The organism is Agrobacterium genomosp. 2 str. CFBP 5494 (assembly GCF_900013495.1).
Classification (GTDB): Bacteria; Pseudomonadota; Alphaproteobacteria; order Rhizobiales; family Rhizobiaceae; genus Agrobacterium; species Agrobacterium pusense.
In genome coordinates, this window is record NZ_LT009718.1 from 116,576 (window position 1) to 135,167 (window position 18,592).

Genomic DNA, 18,592 nt, shown 5'->3' on the forward strand with positions numbered 1-18,592 from the left:
GGATAGACGCGGATGCAAACAAAACCTTTCCGAATCGGCACGCGCGGCAGCCCGCTGGCGCTCGCACAGGCTTATGAGACGCGCAACCGACTGATGGCGGCGCATGGTCTGCCGGAAGACATGTTCGAAATTGTCGTGCTATCCACCAAGGGCGACCGGATAACCGATCGCGCCTTGTCCGAAATCGGCGGCAAGGGCCTGTTTACCGAAGAACTGGAAAGCCAGCTACTGTCAGGCGAACTCGATATGGCCGTGCATTCCTCAAAGGACATGCCGACCGTTTTGCCGCAAGGCCTTTATCTGTCCGCCTTCCTGCCGCGTGAAGACATACGCGACGCCTTCATCGGCCGCACCGCGCTAAAGCTGCTCGAACTGCCGCATGGCGCCGTGGTCGGCTCCGCATCCCTGCGTCGCCAGGCGCTGATCCGTCGCCTGCGGCCGGATCTGAGCGTGATCATTTTTCGCGGTCAGGTCGATACAAGGCTGCGTAAGCTGGAGGAAGGCCAGGCGGACGCGACACTTCTTGCCCTTGCGGGCCTGAAGCGGCTCGGAAAGGACACCGTTCCGACGGAAATTCTTGACCCGAAGGAGTTCCCTCCCGCTCCAGCCCAAGGCGCAATCGGCGTGGAAAGCCGCATCGGCGATACGCGCATGGACGAACTGCTCGCGCCCATAAACGACAGGTCCACTCATGATTCAGTGAGCTGTGAGCGCGCCTTTCTGGCGGCGCTTGACGGCTCCTGTCGCACGCCGATTGCCGGTTATGCCACCTGTGACGGCGAGGAACTGCATTTTTACGGCCTCATCCTCACCCCCGATGGCCAGACGAGCCATGGCATCGAAATCTCTGGCAACCGCAGGGATGCGGCGAGACTGGGCCAACAGGCCGGCGAAGAGGTACGCGCCAAGGCAGGCAGCAGTTTCTTCGAAGGCTGGAGCTGAGCCAATGCGGATCGTCGTCACCCGGCCGCAGCGTTCGGGCGAAAGGACGGCCGCAAAACTCGAAGCGCTCGGCCACACGCCGGTGCTACTGCCGCTGTTCTATCCCGTCCATCATCACGAGCGCGCCATCTCGGCGCTGTCGCACCCAATGGCGGCCATCGCCGTGACCAGCGCAGAGGCTTTGCGGGCACTGGAGACATCACGAGACCGGCTGGTTCCCAATCTGTCAAAACCGCTGTTCGCCGTCGGAAGGGCAACGGCTGAAGCGGCGGAAAAAATCGGTTTCAAACACATTCTCACCGCTTCCGGCGACGCCGTAAGTCTGAACGCGCTGATGACTGAACGCGCGGCCCTATTTTCCGAGAAAGAACCCCTGCTTTATCTCGCCGGCCGACCCCGTGGCGCCGTCTTCGAGGAAGGCCTTGCCGCCGCCGGCATTGCCTTCAAAACGGTCGACTGTTACGAGATGCTGCCCTGCAACGTTCCTGAAACTGTGCTCGAAACGGCCCTGGTGAAAAACGCGGCGGATGTGGTCCTGCTTTATTCATCGGAAGCGGCGCGGGCATTTTTCCATCATGTATCGACGGAAAAATACGAAAAGGCGTTGGCGAGAACACAATTCATCTGCATCAGCCGCAACGTGTTTTCTCTCGTTCCGGAAATCTTCCGCGTAAACGCGGTTGCTGCCAAAGAGCCGAGCGAGGCTGCAATGTTTGAACTTCTGCACCGCAACTCTGGAACCTAATTCGAGCTCGCCTCTTTCCTTTGCCGCCGTCACTGACTAGGTTTAGAGTACTGCAGGCAGAAATGAGGTTGTCATGGTATCGGGAAAGCCGCCACGCCACTCCAAGTCCAAAGCCGAACCGGTCACGATCGACCTGGACGCCAAAGACGTGAAAGCAGTTTCCGCCGACGTGGATGCCGCCGAGACCGACAAAAAGCCCGGTCACAAAACCCCGGAGACCGCGGCGGATTCCGCAGTTTCGGATATCAGATCGGAAGCAACCGCAACAGGCAATGCCGCACCGATATGGGATCAGCCAAAGAGACCCCCTCTCGAGCCCGAGCCCAATGTCGGGAAAGCGGACGCCGTGGCGGCGACACCGAAGGCGGAGAACCTGGATAACGGACAGAACGCGCCTGTCACGCCCTCCCCCGCTCCGGCTCAAACCGATACTAAATCTTCGACAGGCACCGCCCAGACGAGCGCTGCCGCTGCTGCAACAGCAAAGCCTGCCTCCGGATCCACAGCCTCCACCAGCGCATCCGGCGGCGCCACCACGGCAAAGCCTTCGACCGCGACCTCGTCCTCAGGACCGGCAAAGCCCTCCATACCGCAGCGGGTCGAAAGCAAACAGGCGGCGACCTCGGGCCTGATCGCGGCAGGTATCGTCGGCGGCCTTGTGGCGCTCGCCGCCGCCGGCAGCATGCAATATGCAGGCATCCTGCCCTCCTTTAATGCAGGCAAGGCGGGAAGCGAGGAAATCGCTGCCCTTAAAACCGATCTGGACAGCTTGCGCCAGCAGCTTGCCAATGCGCCAGCCTCCGACACCTCGGCGCTGGAACAGCGCATCGCAACCCTCGAAGGCGTGAACGGGGAGGCCTCGCAGGTCGATGGGCTGTTAGAGAAAGTCACCGCCCTCGAAGCGGCTCTCCAGTCGGAACGGTCTGCGCAGAGTTCGGCGACAGCGGAACTGACACGCCGTCTCGCTGACGCTGAAGCCAAGATCAACGAGCCGCGCGACGATATCGAAGTCGCCCGCGCTATAGCATCGGCCGCGCTGAAGGCCGCGATCGATCGCGGTGGACCGTTCCTGACGGAACTGGATACCCTGTCCAAGGTAACGCCCGACGATCCGGCCATCGCATCGCTGCAATCCTTCGCCGCAACCGGCGTACCATCACGCTCGGAGCTGATGCAGAAGTTCCCCGATGTCGCCAATGCGATGCTCTCAGCCATAAACCAGCCTGACCCCAATCAGGGCATCATGGAACGCCTGACCGAAAGCGCCTTTTCGCTGGTGAAGGTGCGACCCGTCGGAAACATCGAAGGAGAAACCCCCGAAGCCAGGATCGCACGCATGGAAAACAAGCTGCGCAATGGCGATCTTCAGGGCGCGGCACTTGAGTGGAACGGTCTTCCGGATGCCGCCAAGACGGCATCCGCTGAATACAAGAAATCTCTGGATGCGCGCGTCGAGGTCGAAAATCTGGTGGGCGGCACGTTGAACCGCGCCATCACCAGCACCGGCAGGCAGGGGTAAGGGCATGACCAGAATTCTGACTTTCGCCGTTATCGTTCTGGCCCTCGGTTTCGGTTTCTCATGGCTGGCTGACAGGCCGGGCGTCCTTTCCATCGTCTGGCAAGGTCAGCTGATCGAAATGAGCCTGATGGTCGCAGCCTCCATCATCGCGGCGCTCATCGCTGCTGTCATGCTGCTCTGGTGGATCGTCAACGCCGTATGGACTTCGCCCAATGCCGCCCGTCGTTATTTCCGCGCGCGCAAGCGCGACCGCGGTTATCAGGCGCTCTCCACTGGCCTCATCGCCGCTGGCGCTGGCAATGCCATTCTTGCACGGAAGATGACGGCCCGCACGCAGGGACTACTGAGTGCCGATCAGGAGCCGCTGATCCACCTGCTCGATGCACAGGCCGATCTCATCGAAGGCAAATATGATGAGGCGCGCCGTAAGTTCGAGGCCATGGCGCGCGATCCCGAAACGCGTGAACTCGGCCTTCGCGGCCTCTATATCGAGGCACGTCGTCAGGGCGCTTACGAAGCCGCCCAGCAATATGCCGAGGACGCCGCGGAAAAAGCACCCTATCTGCCATGGGCGGCACAGGCGACGCTGGAAAACCGATGCCGCAATGGGCAGTGGGACGATGCCATCCGTCTGCTTGATCAGCAGAAGGCGGCCAGCGTCATCGAACGCGGCGAGGCGGAGCGGCTGAAAGCCGTGCTTCTCACTGCCAAGGCCGGCGAGAAACTGGAAAGCGACCCGGTAGGTGCGCGCGAGGACGCGAAGCACGCTCTCAAGCTTGCAAAAGGCCTCGTCCCGGCAGCGCTTATCGCGGCAAAGTCCTACCTGCGCGAAGACAATCTGCGCAAGGCCGCCGCGATTCTTGAACCCGTCTGGAAAAACGATCCGCATCCGCAGATCGCCGAACTTTACGCACGCGCCCGCAGCGGCGATACCGCCATCGACCGTCTGAAGCGGGCAGAGCGGCTTGAAAGTCTGAAGCCCAACAACATCGAATCCCTGTTTGCAGTGGCGCAGGCGGCGCTCGACGCCAAGGAATTCGCCAAGGCCCGGACGAAGGCCGAGGCCGCCGCCCGGATCGAGCCGCGCGAAAGCATCTTCCTCTTGATGGCCGATATCGAGGAGGCCGAAACCGGGGATCAGGGCCGTGTGCGCTACTGGATGGCGCAGGCACTGCGCGCGCCGCGTGATCCGGCATGGGTCGCCGACGGTATCGTCTCTGAAAAATGGCTGCCGGTCTCGCCTGTCACGGGTCGTCTCGATGCCTTCGAATGGAAAGCGCCTTTCGGGCAGCTGGAAGGCCCTGTTGAAGATCTGACAATCGAAAACGCGATTGCCGCAGCACCCGCAAGGACCGAACCGACGGTAAAGACGGTCGTCGTGGAAACCGCGCCCGAGACCCGTGCGGAGCCAAAGCGGGCTTCGGCTGAGCCCATAGAGGTAAAACCGAGTGTTTCGGCTCCGACGGAGAAAAAGCCCGTCGCGATCGAAGCGCCGGTGGAAACCGAAGCGGCGAATGAAAAGGCCGAAGCAGTGCCCTTTTTCGGCGGTGCGCCAGATGATCCGGGTGTGAAGAAATCCGGCGCGGAAGCCGAACCCAAGACACGGCTCAAACTCTTCTGACGAGCAGGCTATCGATGTTCCAGCAAATACAGTCGTTTATTCAGAACCTCGTCGGCCCGCAGGCAGGTGATTTCAGTCCCGATGATCTGAGGGTGGCGGTAGCCGCCCTCTGTTTCCAGGTCATGGAAGCCGATGGCACCATCTCGAAAAGCGAGCGTGATCGTCTTCGCGAAATTCTGCATGAATATTATCATCTCGACGGCGGAAAGCTTGATGCCCTGCTCGCCGCCGGCCAGGAGGCCGGCAAGCAAGCCGTCGATTATTACCGCTTTACCACCGATATCCGTCGCCACCTGGATGAAGATCAGCGCGTGGAGCTTATTGGCATATTATGGGATATTGTTTACGCTGACGGCGAACGAAGCGAGATGGAAGACCATGTGATCTGGCGTGTCGCGGATCTGCTGGGTGTTTCCGTGCGCGACAGGGTCCTGCAACGTCAGCAGGCTGCCACGAGGTCCGGACCCGCTGAAGAAAGCGAAAACGAAGACGATGCTGTTTGACCCCTCCAGGCAACAGAAACAACAACCTTCGCTGCTCATCGTCCTGCATCAGGAACGCTCCACGCCCGGTCGCGTCGGCCAGATGCTGGTGGAAAAAGGGTATCGTCTGGATATAAGGCGTCCCGCGCTCGGCGATGACCTGCCACAGACGCTGGAAAAACACGCCGGAGCCATCATTTTCGGCGGCCCGATGAGCGCCAATGATCCGCATGATTATGTCAAAGCCGAAATCGACTGGCTGAAAGTGCCGCTGAAGGAAAACAAGCCTTTTCTCGGCATCTGTCTCGGTGCGCAGATGTTGTCCAAACATTTGGGCGGCAGGGTGGAAGCCGACAGGGACGGCAAGGTGGAGATTGGCTGGTATCCGCTCCATGCCACCGAACATGGGCGGCTGCTGATGCCGCACTGGCCGAAGATGGTCTATCACTTCCATCGCGAAGGCTTTGAGCTGCCGCGTGGAGCCGAACTTCTGGCATCGGGCGAAACCTACCCCAACCAGGCCTATCGATATGGAAAAAATGCCTGGGGCCTGCAGTTTCACGCCGAGCTGACCCGTGCCATGATGCATAGCTGGGTGGTGCGCGGCGCGCAGCGTTTCGGCATGCCCAATGCCCAGGTGGGCAGCCAGCATCTGGAAGGCCGCATGCTGTTCGATACGCCGCTCAGGGCATGGCTCAGCAATTTTCTCGATCTGGTTTTTGAGGGCAAGGCGCAGCGCTAGAGCATTTCCGGTAAAGATGCGCTGCGGCTTTACGTCCGGATAATCGGTGAAAACAAAAAGTTAGATCGCTTTTGCGCTTCGAAGAAAAGCCAAGACGATCTGAGACCCATCGCTGTCAGTGCGGCGCGTCGAGATTGTCGATCTTGCGCAGCTTGGAAAAGCCGAGCGCCCAGATGACCGCCACGGCGAGCGTGCCAGCCCCGCCGATGACAACGGCTGGAACGGCACCCACAACATGAGCCATGGTGCCGGCACGAAACTCACCCAGTTCGTTCGATGCGCCGACGAAGACCATGTTCACCGCGTTCACACGCCCCCGTACCTCATCCGGTGTCCAAAGCGCGATCAAAGTTTCTCGCACATAAACCGATACCATGTCCGATGCGCCCATGACTACCAACGCGGCGATGGACAGCCACGCGGTTTGCGAAAGTCCGAAGACCACGGTTGAAACGCCGAAAAGGCCAACGCCAGCGAACATCAGCAGGCCGGCATGGTGACGAATGGGCTTGAATGCCAGAATAACGGCGACGGTGATGGCGCCGATACCGGGCGCCGCGCGCAGAAGCCCGAGGCCCCACGGGCCGAGCGTCAGCACTTCCTTGGCAAAGATCGGCATCAATGCAACCGCGCCACCCAGCAACACCGCGAAGAGATCGAGCGATATTGCACCGAGGACGATCTTTTCCTGCGAGATGAATTTAAACCCGGCGAGCATGGTTTCGAGGCTGATCGCCTTTGCCGGGCCGCGTTGCTCCGGCTTGCGGATCGCCACCGCAAGTCCTGCGGAGACGATAAAGAGCACGAGCGCCACACTGTAGGCAACGGAGGCGCCGAGACCATAAAGCAGGCCGCCGGCAACGGGACCGAGAATGGAGGCCATCTGCCAGGAAGAAGAATTCCAGGCGATGGCGTTCGGCAAATCCTCCACCGGCACGAGATTGGGCGCCAGCGACTGGACCGCCGGTCCCATGAAAGCGCGCTCTATGCCGAAGACGACAAGAATGGCAAAGACCGGCCAAGGGGAAAAGCTGTGCGTGAGTGTCAGCGCCAGAAGAGCGACGGCACAGAGCGCCGCAACCATCAGGCATATGGCCATAATACGCCGGCGATTGTGACGGTCGGCAACCGTTCCCGTAACAAGGATCAAGAGAAGGGACGGCAGAAACTGGAAAAGACCGATCAGGCCGAGATAAAAGGCATTGCCGGTCACTTCATACATTTGCCACCCAACCGAAACACTGACGATCTGTATGGCAAAGGCTGAAAAAAACCGGGCGCTGAAGAAACGTCGATAGGATGAATGCCGGAATGCACCGAAACGGTTTTCGGCAGAAGGAAGAGACATCGGCTGGGTGCTCGCGAAGAAAATGTGTGATGGCAATAAAGCGATATGACAGGAATCACCAGCCCTCACCATCGCGATCGCGCAAAGTGTGAGCGGTTTTTGCGTGAAATCCTGCCGCCCGGTTATGAGTTAGACCACGATCACAGCAGGTGGATCTAACCGGTGATGATTACGATTCGGCGCAACACTTGCCGGTTCAGCGACGAATGTCTAAATGTCTTGCAACCAAGATACGGAGATATTGATGCTTGCCCTGTTTCAGACCATCGATCTGGCCTTGAACCTCTATACCTGGGTGCTGATTGGCAGCGCCATTTTTTCATGGCTTTACGCCTTCAACGTCATCAATTCCCGCAACCAGTTCGTGAACGCCATCGGCAGCTTTCTGTTCAATGTCACGGAACCGGTTCTGCGCCCCATCCGTCGCGTTCTGCCCAATCTCGGTGGCATCGACATTTCGCCGATCATCGTGCTCCTGATCATCTTCTTCATCCGCTCCTTCATGTGGAACACGCTGTACCCGATGTTCGCGTGAACGGCTGCTGGCAAAAACACGGTGATCATATCCGGCTCTCCGTTCGCCTCACGCCGAATGGCGGGCGGGACGCGATTGATGGCGTGGAGCTTGATGCGGACGGAAACGCGCAGCTAAAGGCCCGGGTCAGCGCCGTGCCGGAAGGCGGTAAGGCGAACAAGGCCCTGGCTGTTTTGCTGGCAAAGAAACTTGGCGTACCCAAAACCGCCATCAGCTTCGTTTCGGGCGAAACAGCGCGCAAAAAAATCCTCCGGATCGACACCGACCCGGAGGATTTTGAAGACCGATTCAAGAAGCTTTAGACCAGATCAGCCCTGCGCCTTGTAGCGCTCGATGGCTTCGACGATCAGCTTCTTGGCAACGTCAACATCCTGCCAGCCGCCCATCTTCACCCACTTGCCGGGCTCCAGATCCTTGTAGTGCTCGAAGAAGTGCTCGATCTGCTTCAGCGTGATTTCCGGAAGATCGGTGTAATTATTGACCTTGTCGTAACGACGGGTCAGTTTCGGAACCGGAACCGCCAGAATCTTCTCGTCCTTGCCGCCATCATCTTCCATGATCATCACGCCGATGGGACGAACATTGATGACGCAGCCCGGTACCAGCGGGCGGGTGTTGCAGATGAGAACGTCGATCGGATCGCCATCGTCGGACAGGGTGTGCGGTACGAAACCATAGTTACCCGGATAGGTCATCGGCGTGTAGAGGAAGCGATCAACGATCAGCGCACCGGCATCCTTGTCCATCTCGTACTTGATCGGGTGTCCACCGACCGGCACTTCAACGATAACATTAACGTCTTCCGGCGGATTTTTGCCTACGGAAATTGCATCGATACGCATTCGCTTCCCTCATTCGACGGGTTGGATTTGGTTTTCGATACTGGGAAAGTCTGCGCATTGCAACACGGCTGTGGGCATATAAGGCATAATGGATAAATTGGGTGCCAGCGATGCGGTCACGACCGGACGCGAAAAGACAATCCCGGAATTTGCGCCGTCAGTTCCAGACGAAACCGACCTTGCGAAGTGATTTGCCACCGAAATCTTCCATGCCTTCGGCAATGTCGCGCCCACCATGCGAGCGGAAAAAGCGATTGGCTACATCGCTGTCCTCAAGGCACCAGACGACAATACCGTTGCAGCCAAGCGAGGTCAGCAACCGGCGCGCTTCCGTGAAAAGCAGTGATCCGAGGCCGATGCCCTGATATTCCGGACGGAGATAGAGTTCGTAAATTTCGCCGTCATGCGGCAGTCCGCGCGCCCGGCTGAGGCCCAGCGTCGCGTAGCCGGCAACAACGCCCGCCACTTCAACCACCAGCATGGTTGCTGAACCCTTGGTTGCCTTTTTCCACCAGATTTCGCCACGGCGCTCAAGCATCTGCGTCAACGGCCGATGCGGGATAAGCCCGGCATAGGCCTGTTGCCACGACAGACGGTGCGCCTCGGATATGGCGCGCGCATCATGCGGTTCAGCACGGCGAACATCGATGGATAACGTTTTCATAACGCGATTCTGGCCCCGGCCACGGAAACTTACCAGTCATAAAGGTTAACGCCGGCAAGCTTACCCACAGCCTATTCATGTGGACGACCAGAAAAAATTAACGCATCCTTAACCTTTGGCAAAGCTCCTTTCGACTCATGCACACATAAAAAAGAATGCATAAAAAAACCCGGCGCAAGGCCGGGTTTTCGAAACAGGGATCGAACCGATCAGCTGGCAGCAAGCTTTGCCTTTTCGAAACGCTTGCGGTCATTCGGATCGAGATAAAGCTTGCGAAGACGGATCGACTTCGGCGTGACTTCAACGAGTTCGTCATCCTGAATCCAGGAAAGCGCGCGCTCCAGCGTGAACTTGATCGGGGGGGTGAGCTTCACGGCTTCATCCTTGCCGGCGGCGCGGATGTTGGTGAGCTTCTTGCCCTTCAGCACGTTCACGTCGAGGTCGTTGTCACGGCTGTGAATGCCGATGATCATGCCTGCATAAACCTTCTCACCGGCATCGATGATCATCGGGCCGCGATCTTCGAGGTTGAACAGAGCATAGGCAACAGCTTCGCCCGACTCGTTCGACAGCAGAACGCCGTTGACGCGACCGCCGATCTCGCCCTTGTAAGGCTGGTAGTCGTGGAACAGGCGGTTCATGACGGCCGTACCGCGCGTGTCGGTCAGAAGTTCCGACTGGTAACCGATCAGACCACGGGTCGGCGCGAAGAACACCAGACGGACGCGGTTGCCGCCCGAGGGGCGAAGCTCGACCATTTCGGCCTTGCGCTCGGACATCTTCTGCACGACGACGCCGGAATGCTCCTCATCCACGTCGATGACAACTTCTTCGACCGGCTCCATCAGCTGGCCGTTCTCATCCTTGTGCATGACGACGCGCGGACGCGAAACGGCAAGCTCAAAACCTTCGCGGCGCATGTTTTCGATCAGAACCGCCAGCTGCAATTCGCCACGGCCAGATACGAAGAAGGAATCCTTGTCGGCGGATTCTTCAATCTTCAGCGCAACGTTACCTTCGGCCTCCTTGAACAGACGGTCACGGATGACGCGGCTCGTCACCTTGTCGCCTTCGGTGCCGGCGAGCGGCGAATCGTTGACGATGAAGGACATGGTAACGGTTGGCGGATCGATCGGCTGCGCCTGCATCGGCTCCATGACGGCCGGGTCACAGAACGTGTCGGCGACGGTGCCCTTGGAGAGACCTGCTATGGCGACGATGTCGCCTGCATGGGCTTCTTCGATCGAGGTGCGCTCGATGCCACGGAAAGCAAGAATCTTGGAGATGCGGCCGTTTTCAATCAGCTTGCCATCCTGGCCGAGAACCTTGACCGCCTGGTTCGGCTTGATCGAACCGGAAGCGATACGGCCGGTGATGATGCGGCCGAGGAAGTTGTTGGCTTCGAGGATCGTGCCGATCATGCGGAACGGACCTTCTTCCACCTTGGGCTCCGGCACGTGCTTGACGACGAGATCGAGAAGCGGCGCAAGACCTTCATCAGTCGGGCCTTCCGGATTGACGTTCATCCAGCCGGAACGGCCCGAGCCGTAGAGGATCGGGAAGTCGAGCTGCTCGTCGGTTGCATCCAGAGCCGCGAAAAGGTCGAAGACTTCGTTGACGACTTCCTCATGGCGGGCATCCGGACGGTCGATCTTGTTGATGGCGACGATCGGGCGAAGGCCGACCTTCAGCGCCTTGCCAACCACGAACTTCGTCTGCGGCATAGGGCCTTCGGCAGCGTCAACGAGAACGATGGCGCCATCCACCATCGACAGGATACGCTCGACTTCACCGCCGAAGTCGGCGTGGCCGGGGGTGTCGACGATGTTGATGCGGGTATCTTTCCACTCGATCGAGGTCGCCTTGGCGAGAATAGTGATGCCGCGCTCTTTTTCGATGTCGTTGGAATCCATCACGCGTTCCATCACGCGCTGGTTTTCACGGAACGAACCGGATTGCTTCAGAAGCTCGTCAACAAGCGTCGTTTTTCCATGGTCAACGTGCGCGATGATCGCGATGTTGCGAAGTGCCATTGTTCAAAATCTCTGAGGTTGGGCGCTATATTGATGAGAAACGCCAATTTAGTTTGGCGCGCTCATAACCTTTTTTTTGCAAATGCGAAAGGGGGGCTCATGTCATAAGCCCCCTGCGCTCAGCTTCTAGCTCAGAAATATGACAGTCTCTTATAGGAGACCGCGCTTCGAAAGCATCGCGTCCGGGCTCGGCATCTTGCCGCGGAAGGCGAGATAGGCTTCCTCGGGATCCACGGAACCACCGACGGAGTAGATGTTGTCCTTCAGCCGCCGCGCCATATCGCTATCGAAGGCATTGCCGGTTTCCTCGAAGGCGGAAAAGGCATCGGCATCCAGCACTTCCGACCACATGTAAGAATAATATCCAGCGGAATAACCGTCGCCGGAGAAAACGTGCTGAAAATGCGGTGTCGCATGGCGCATGACGATGGATTTAGGCATGTTGAGCGTTGAAAGAACCTCACCCTGCACGGCCATCGGGTCGTCGACGCTGTCGCGCGTATGGAACGCCATGTCGACAATCGCCGAAGAGGTAAACTCCACCGTGCTGAAGCCGGCATTGAAGGTCTGTGCGGCCAGAACCTTGTCCAGCAGCGCCTTCGGCATTGCCGCACCAGTTTCATAATGCAGGGCGTATTTTTCCAGGATTTCCGGCACAGTCAGCCAGTGCTCGTAAAGCTGCGAGGGCAATTCGACGAAATCGCGCGATACGCCCGTTCCCGACACCGAGGGGTAGGTGACATCGGACAACATGCCATGCAGCGCGTGGCCGAATTCGTGGAAGAGTGTACGCGCATCGTCAAGCGAAAGAAGCGCGGGCTTACCTTCGGCCGGTTTGGCGAAGTTGCAGACATTATAGATGATCGGGATTTCTCCGACCGTACCATTTTTCAGCGGCAACTTGTGCTGCGATTGGAACGAACTCATCCATGCGCCTGATCGCTTGGAGGGCCGCGCGAAATAATCGCCGAGGAACATGGCCTTCAGATCGCCCTGGTCGTCGCGGATCTCGAAAATCCGGACGTCCGGGTGATAGGCGGCGACACCCTTGACCTCGACGGCACGAATTCCAAACAGCCGCCCGGCCACATCGAAGCAGGCTTCAATGATCTTTTCCAGCTGCAGATAAGGTTTCAGTTCCGCCTCGGAGAAATTGAATTTCTGAGCGCGGAGCTTTTCGGCGTAATGTCGCCAGTCCCATGGCAGAACGTCGTGGTTTTTGCCCTCCGCGGCGATGATGGCGGCAAGCTCAGCCTCCTCCTCACCCGCGCGGCGAACGGCCTTTTCCCAGACCTGCCCCAGAAGGCCGTTCACAGCATCGGGCGTCTTTGCCATCGTGTCGTCAAGCTTGTAGGCGGCGAAATTCACATAACCGAGAAGCTTCGCCTTCCCTTCGCGCAGTTCAAGCGTGCGGCGGACGATCTCGCGGTTGTCGGTCTCGCCGCCGTTTTCACCGCGCGCCACCCATGCCCTGAAGGCCTGTTCGCGCAGGTCTCGACGTTCGGAAAAGGTCAGGAAGGGCTCGATGATGGAACGGGAAAGGGTGACGGCGAACTTGCCATCCTCGCCATGCTCCCGGGCCGCACCCGCCATTGCGTCGCGCAGAAAACCGGGAATGCCGGCAAGTTCCTCTTCCGTGGAAAGCAAGAGCTTCCAGTTCTTTTCATCCGCCAGCACGTTCTGCCCGAACTTTGCACCGAGACCGGCCAGCTCCTCATTGATCGCCGCCAGCCTCTCCTGCCGGTCTTTCGGCAATTTCGCGCCGGAGCGCACGAAACCCTTCCAGTGCCGTTCGAGAACACGGTTTTCCTCACTTGTCAGCCCAAGCGTCTCGCGTTTTTCCCACAAGGTATCGATGCGCTTGAACAGAGACTCGTTCATGCCGATCGTAGAATAGTGCCGCGACATTTTCGGAGCAATCTCCCGCTCCAGCGCCTGGATCACGCCATTGGTGTTCGCTCCTGCCCTGTTCCAGAACAGCGCCGAAATGCGTGAAAGATCGTCACCCGCGACCTCAAGCGCAGTTACAGTGTTTACAAATGTCGGCGCCTCGACATTGGCTGCGATCGCATCGATCTCCTGCTCATGGGAACCAAGTGCGGCGTCAAAGGCCGGAGCGAAATCCTCATCCCTGACTGCATCGAATTTTGGCAGACCATTGTGACCGTTCCAGTGAACGAGTGCGGGATAAAGCGCGGTCTCAGATGGCATTTCATGTTCCTCGTACAATTCCGGTTTAGCCATATGGGCACGCCGCCGCCGCCAATTCAATATCGGAATTTGGTGTGGAATACGCACTCGCCTTCATTTCCAAGTATTGACCGATATGACGACATCATGGTCTGCCTCTTTAAATAATATCCCATGACGGAGATATGTATTATGGAGATTTATTCTTTAAGGGCCTCTAATAATTTCCTTTTCAGGGACAATTCCAGAAACGCAAGATCCGTGGGCATTGCCGATTTCGGCAAGGCCGGAAAATCCGATGCAGCCTCAGGCTTTGAAGAGACGGTAAGAGGGATAGATTTTACCCGCATCAGCCCGCGCGACCTGCGCGAAATCGCCCGAGATTATTACCATGCGGGAAAAATCAGCCAGGACACCCTTTTTGAACTTTCGTCCGAACTTCCGGCACAAACCCTTAGTGCCAGCGGTGAGGTCATCGACATAGCTGATGTGACCGAGGACACGGAATTCGACTTCCTGACCTATTTTTCCGACCGAGCTGAAATTGCCCGTTCCATCGGCACCGCAGACGAGGTTGAAAAAATGCAGGACGTTCTGTCTTTTTTTGCTTTGGCGTGACGGTCCTAGACCGGGTTGCGGGATACCTTGCGATCGAAGTGACATATAGTTTACTCGATTTTCGGTAATATGATTTGTGTACCATTGATTATCGCCTGGATTTTAGTAAGGCTGACTTACGAAAAGGCGAAGCATGGGCACGAAACGCGAAAAAGATTCATTGGCATTTTTGCTGAACAGCGGTGCACGCCTGCTGAACAGTGCTTTTGAGCGCCGTATATCCGAGGCCGGACTGGGCCTGACCCCCGGCGAGGCGCGCGCGCTGCTGACGGTCGCTGTCGCTGACGGCAGCAAACAGTCGGACATCGCCGCTCGCCTCGGAATAGAACCCATGACGATCTGCGCCTATCTTGATAAGTTGCAGTCCCTCGATCTCATCGAGCGGCAGCAGGACCCGCAGGACAGACGCTCCAAGCGTATTGTGCTGACCAAATCCTCAGCCGACATGCTGGAAGCCGTGCGGCAGGAAATAGATGAACTCGTTCGCCACGCTACCCAGGGCCTGAATGACGAGGAGATGGCGCTGTTCCGCCACTTTCTGCAAACCCTTCGTGACAATCTGCAGCCGGAACAACCGGGGCAGAACGGCTGATCACCATGTCGCCAAAACCGATCATGTCCACGAAACGCACGGCGATGCTTGGTGCGTTTTTGACGGCGCTTGCGCCCATATCCATGGCGATTTACACACCCGCCATGCCGGAACTGACGCGGGTTTTTGCCACTGACCAGTCCGCCGTCAAGCTCAGCCTGTCCCTCTATTTTGCCGGGTTCGCGCTGGCGCAACTGCTCGCCGGGCCGGCATCGGATGCCTTCGGTCGGCGAAAGGCAAGCATCGTCTTCCTCCTGATCTTTCTGGGCGGCGGCCTGGTGGCCATTTCCGCGCCGACGATCGAAGTGCTGCTTTTCGCCCGGCTGGTTCAGGGCATCGGTGCTTCGGTCGGTATGACGGTGGCGCGTGCCGTGGTGCGCGACCAGTTTACCGGCGCCGAAGCCTCCAGCATCATGAATCTCATTGGTATCATGCTGGCGGTCGGTCCTGCCCTCGGACCGACGATCGGTGGACTTTCACTCGCGGCTTTCGGCTGGAAATCCGTGTTTTTTCTGATGGTCGGCCTCGGAGCCATCGCCATTTTATCCGTCGTGATTTTTTTGCGGGAAACAACGGTTCCGGACAGGAGCCTGATCCGGCCCAGGCGGCTCCTGTCGGCCTATGGCACGCTGCTCAGCGCGCCACGTTTCCTTCTGGCTGCACTGGTGCTCGGTGGTTCCATCGGCGCGCTTTATGCGCAGGCCACCATGCTGACTTTCATCCTTATCAACGAGGTCGGCATGACACCCACCGCCTTCGGCATCGGCATGCTGATGCAGACAGGCGCCTACTTCTTCGGCTCGATTGCCCTGCGTTACATCGCACCCCGACTGGGTGACCGGCGCTCGGTCGTGATCGGCCTCTGTTTTTCCGGAACCGGCGGCCTCCTTATTTTATTGTCGGTTTTCCTGATGCCGCCATCGTTCCTTTCGATCATGGGGCCCGTTGCAGTCGCGACTGTCGGCATCGCCCTGCTGACCCCTTCGATGGTGACAGCAGCGCTTGCGCCCTTCCCGCATATCGCCGGTTCGGCATCGGCCATGATGGGATTTATCCAGATGGGATCGGGCTTCGCCGGCGGCGCTGCAGCCTCCCTCATCGGTTCACCTTTGACCGGCTTCGGCGTCATCATTCCCATGATGGAATTCACGGCCGTTGCCAGCTACATCGGCTTCCGCATCGTCTCCAGAAGAGCGACATGAAAAACCCGCCGGTGTCACCACCAGCGGGTTTCGTTATTTTTTCAAGAACAGAATTACTTGCTGAGATTGCGCTTTGCCAACGTGCGAAGACGCAGCGCATTGAGCTTGATGAAGCCTGCCGCATCCTTCTGGTCATAAGCGCCGTGGTCGTCCTCAAAGGTCACCAGCGCGTCGGAGTAGAGCGACTTGGCACTCTCGCGGCCGGTTACCATGACGTTGCCCTTATAGAGCTTCAGCGTCACTTCGCCTTCCACATGCTCCTGGCTCTTGTCGATCAGGGCCTGCAGCATTTCGCGCTCCGGCGAGAACCAGAAGCCGTAATAGATCAACTCGGCGTAGCGCGGCATCAGCTCGTCCTTCAGATGCGCAGCACCCCGGTCGAGCGTGATGGACTCGATGGCGCGATGCGCGGCAAGAAGGATGGTACCGCCGGGCGTTTCGTAAACGCCGCGCGACTTCATGCCGACGAAGCGATTCTCGACCAGATCGAGACGGCCGATGCCGTTTTCACGGCCATAATTGTTGAGCGTGGCAAGAAGCGTCGCAGGCGACATCTCGACACCATTGATCGAGCAGGCATCACCCTTTCGGAAACCAACCTTGATGACGGTTGCCTTGTCGGGAGCGGCTTCCGGGGAGATCGTGCGCATATGCACATATTCAGGAGCTTCCACCGCCGGGTCTTCCAGAACCTTGCCCTCGGACGAGGAGTGCAGCAGGTTGGCGTCGACGGAGAACGGCGCTTCGCCCTTCTTGTCCTTGGCAACCGGAATCTGGTGCTGTTCGGCAAAGTTCAGGAGGTCGGTACGGCTCTTGAACGTCCAGTCGCGCCACGGGGCGATGATCTTGATGTCAGGGTTCAGCGCATAGGCCGAAAGCTCGAAACGGACCTGGTCGTTGCCTTTGCCGGTCGCACCATGGGCGATGGCGTCGGCGCCGGTCTTCCTGGCGATTTCGATCAGGTGCTTGGAAATCAGCGGCCGGGCAATGGAGGTGCCGAGCAGATAGACGCCTTCGTAGACGGCGTTGGCGCGGAACATCGGAAACACGAAATCGCGCACGAACTCTTCACGGACGTCCTCGATGAAAATTTCCTTGATGCCCAGCATCTCGGCCTTCTTGCGTGCCGGCTCAAGCTCTTCGCCCTGGCCGAGATCGGCGGTGAAGGTAACGACCTCAGCGCCGAGTTCCGTCTGAAGCCATTTCAGAATGATCGAGGTGTCGAGGCCGCCGGAATAGGCGAGAACGACTTTCTTAACGTCTTTCGGGAGTGCCATAGTGATGTCCATCTGCATGATGACGGCATCGGGACACCGCCATTTCCTTGGGATTTCGGCACTTTTACAGTGCAACCCGAAATGTGTGAAGCGCTTTTCCGTGAGATAAGCGACAAAACAATTGATGGACACGCGTGACGCACGTGACGACAGCTACACCGAGGGGAACGAAGCCGTTGTCACATGCATTTAGAAAATTCGCGCTTTATGATGAAGCGGCGCGATCGACTTGAAAACCGTGAATGAAGCCACTCAGGTTCAGGCAACGTTGCAAACCGCTGGAACAGCAGAAACGACGCGAAGGAAAAACCTATGACGACCATCCACCCCGCATTCAAGGAAGATAATGTCGCCGTCATAACAGGTGCGGCCTCTGGCATCGGACTCGCCGCCGCCCGCAAATTCGCCGGTTTCGGCATGAGTGTCGTGCTCGTCGATCTCGATGGCGAGAAACTTGCCGCCGCGCATGCGGACGTTCTGGCACTTGCCCGGGACGGCGAGGCGCAAATCGTTGCGATCCCGACCGACGTCTCGAAACTCGATGAGCTGGAGGCGCTGGAACGCGCCGTAATTCAGCGTTTCGGGCGCGTTCACGTCCTCATGAACAATGCCGGCATCCAGCCTGGCAGCGCCATTTTCGGTCCCCAGGCCAACTGGGAAAAGATTATCAGCGTCAATCTGATGGGCGTTGTGAATGGCAGCCGTGTCTTCGGTCAGGGCATGATCGCCCATGGTGAGCCGGCACTCATCATCAACACCGGCTCGAAACAGGGCATCACCACGCCTCCCGGCGATCCCGCCTACAATGTCTCGAAATCGGGCGTCAAAACCTTCACGGAAGCGCTTCAACACGAGTTGCGCAATGTTCCAAATGGTAGAGTTTCCGCCCATCTCCTCATCCCCGGCTTCGTCTTCACAGGCCTTACAGCCCACGGCAGAACGGAAAAACCGGAAGGCGCCTGGACCGGCGAACAGACCATCGAGTTCATGCTCGAAAGCATCGGCCGGGGCGATTTCTACATTCTCTGCCCGGATGGCGAGGTTGACCGCCCGACGGACGAGAAACGCATTCTCTGGGCGGCTTATGATATCGTCCAGAACCGCCCGCCGCTCTCGCGCTGGCACACGGAATATTCCGCCGCCTTCACCAGCTTCCTCAAGAACTGACGCCAAGGGGCCGCCGCGATCTGAAAATTGCGGTGCCCCGCCCTGCTTAATCCACCACTGCGCTAGGGCCGCC

General features: G+C 58.5%; 18 protein-coding genes. 12 read left to right on the forward strand and 6 right to left on the reverse strand.

Annotation, left to right across the window (positions count from 1 at the left end):
* The first annotated feature begins 12 nt into the window (after positions 1-12).
* The 6 genes from hemC (at position 13) to AGR2A_RS00535 (ending at position 6,051) form a co-directional block, all read left to right on the forward strand.
* Positions 13-942 carry a hydroxymethylbilane synthase gene (hemC, locus tag AGR2A_RS00510; RefSeq protein ID WP_072495139.1) on the forward strand — a complete coding sequence of 310 codons (930 nt, stop codon included), beginning with the start codon at positions 13-15 and terminating at the stop codon, positions 940-942.
* Between the two features lie 4 nt (positions 943-946).
* Positions 947-1,687, forward strand: a complete 741-nt coding sequence (locus tag AGR2A_RS00515) for a uroporphyrinogen-III synthase (protein ID WP_072495140.1) — start codon at positions 947-949, stop codon at positions 1,685-1,687.
* 73 nt (positions 1,688-1,760) lie between these two features.
* Entirely contained in the window at positions 1,761-3,206 is a 1,446-nt protein-coding gene (locus tag AGR2A_RS00520; RefSeq protein WP_072495141.1) for a COG4223 family protein, read from the forward strand.
* A gap of 4 nt (positions 3,207-3,210) precedes the next feature.
* Positions 3,211-4,827, forward strand: coding sequence for a heme biosynthesis protein HemY (locus AGR2A_RS00525; RefSeq protein ID WP_072495142.1), 1,617 nt, complete (start codon positions 3,211-3,213; stop codon positions 4,825-4,827).
* 14 nt (positions 4,828-4,841) lie between these two features.
* Positions 4,842-5,330, forward strand: coding sequence for a TerB family tellurite resistance protein (locus AGR2A_RS00530; protein WP_072495143.1), 489 nt, complete (start codon positions 4,842-4,844; stop codon positions 5,328-5,330).
* Complete coding sequence (locus tag AGR2A_RS00535) at positions 5,320-6,051, forward strand: glutamine amidotransferase (protein ID WP_042936033.1); 732 nt, start codon at positions 5,320-5,322, stop codon at positions 6,049-6,051. The genes AGR2A_RS00530 and AGR2A_RS00535 overlap by 11 nt, the downstream gene beginning before the upstream one ends.
* A 115-nt stretch (positions 6,052-6,166) precedes the next feature.
* Here AGR2A_RS00535 and AGR2A_RS00540 read toward each other — a convergent pair whose 3' ends face one another.
* The gene (locus AGR2A_RS00540) at positions 6,167-7,399 is read right to left on the reverse strand and encodes an MFS transporter (protein WP_004443847.1); all 1,233 of its coding nucleotides are present in this window, start codon (positions 7,397-7,399) and stop codon (positions 6,167-6,169) included.
* Between the two features lie 244 nt (positions 7,400-7,643).
* Here AGR2A_RS00540 and AGR2A_RS29445 point away from each other — a divergent pair, with 244 nt between their 5' ends.
* Both AGR2A_RS29445 and AGR2A_RS29450 read left to right on the forward strand, forming a co-directional pair.
* The gene (locus AGR2A_RS29445; RefSeq protein ID WP_004443850.1) at positions 7,644-7,934 is read left to right on the forward strand and encodes a YggT family protein; all 291 of its coding nucleotides are present in this window, start codon (positions 7,644-7,646) and stop codon (positions 7,932-7,934) included.
* Positions 7,931-8,236, forward strand: a complete 306-nt coding sequence (locus tag AGR2A_RS29450; protein WP_072495144.1) for a DUF167 domain-containing protein — start codon at positions 7,931-7,933, stop codon at positions 8,234-8,236. Before AGR2A_RS29445 ends, AGR2A_RS29450 begins: the two co-directional genes overlap by 4 nt.
* Before the next feature lie 6 nt (positions 8,237-8,242).
* Here AGR2A_RS29450 and ppa read toward each other — a convergent pair whose 3' ends face one another.
* The 4 genes from ppa to AGR2A_RS00570 all read right to left on the reverse strand — a co-directional run bounded on the left by ppa (position 8,243) and on the right by AGR2A_RS00570 (position 13,684).
* Positions 8,243-8,776, reverse strand: a complete 534-nt coding sequence (ppa, locus tag AGR2A_RS00550) for an inorganic diphosphatase (RefSeq protein ID WP_004443856.1) — start codon at positions 8,774-8,776, stop codon at positions 8,243-8,245.
* Between the two features lie 157 nt (positions 8,777-8,933).
* Positions 8,934-9,440, reverse strand: coding sequence for a GNAT family N-acetyltransferase (locus tag AGR2A_RS00560; RefSeq protein ID WP_006698245.1), 507 nt, complete (start codon positions 9,438-9,440; stop codon positions 8,934-8,936).
* Positions 9,441-9,649: 209 nt separating this feature from the next.
* Positions 9,650-11,473 carry a translational GTPase TypA gene (gene typA / locus AGR2A_RS00565; RefSeq protein ID WP_004443860.1) on the reverse strand — a complete coding sequence of 608 codons (1,824 nt, stop codon included), beginning with the start codon at positions 11,471-11,473 and terminating at the stop codon, positions 9,650-9,652.
* Positions 11,474-11,623: 150 nt separating this feature from the next.
* Positions 11,624-13,684 (reverse strand): M3 family metallopeptidase, encoded by a 2,061-nt coding sequence (locus AGR2A_RS00570; RefSeq protein ID WP_072495146.1) that lies wholly within the window; start codon positions 13,682-13,684, stop codon positions 11,624-11,626.
* Positions 13,685-13,855: 171 nt separating this feature from the next.
* Here AGR2A_RS00570 and AGR2A_RS00575 point away from each other — a divergent pair, with 171 nt between their 5' ends.
* From AGR2A_RS00575 to AGR2A_RS00585, 3 genes are all read left to right on the forward strand, one after another.
* A complete protein-coding gene (locus AGR2A_RS00575) occupies positions 13,856-14,281 on the forward strand; it encodes a hypothetical protein (protein WP_037090200.1) in 426 nt (141 codons plus the stop codon).
* Between the two features lie 133 nt (positions 14,282-14,414).
* On the forward strand, positions 14,415-14,873 hold the full coding sequence (locus AGR2A_RS00580) for a MarR family winged helix-turn-helix transcriptional regulator (protein WP_080822329.1): 459 nt from the start codon (positions 14,415-14,417) through the stop codon (positions 14,871-14,873).
* A 5-nt stretch (positions 14,874-14,878) separates the two neighbouring features.
* Positions 14,879-16,075: a multidrug effflux MFS transporter gene (locus AGR2A_RS00585; protein ID WP_004443867.1), complete on the forward strand. Its 1,197-nt coding sequence runs from the start codon at positions 14,879-14,881 to the stop codon at positions 16,073-16,075.
* A gap of 53 nt (positions 16,076-16,128) precedes the next feature.
* On the opposite strand, the gene AGR2A_RS00590 is transcribed toward AGR2A_RS00585, so the two are convergent.
* Complete coding sequence (locus AGR2A_RS00590) at positions 16,129-17,352, reverse strand: argininosuccinate synthase (protein WP_004443869.1); 1,224 nt, start codon at positions 17,350-17,352, stop codon at positions 16,129-16,131.
* Between the two features lie 312 nt (positions 17,353-17,664).
* On the opposite strand from AGR2A_RS00590, the gene AGR2A_RS00595 reads away from it, so the two are divergent.
* The gene (locus AGR2A_RS00595; protein WP_004443871.1) at positions 17,665-18,519 is read left to right on the forward strand and encodes an SDR family NAD(P)-dependent oxidoreductase; all 855 of its coding nucleotides are present in this window, start codon (positions 17,665-17,667) and stop codon (positions 18,517-18,519) included.
* The last annotated feature ends 73 nt before the right edge of the window (positions 18,520-18,592 follow it).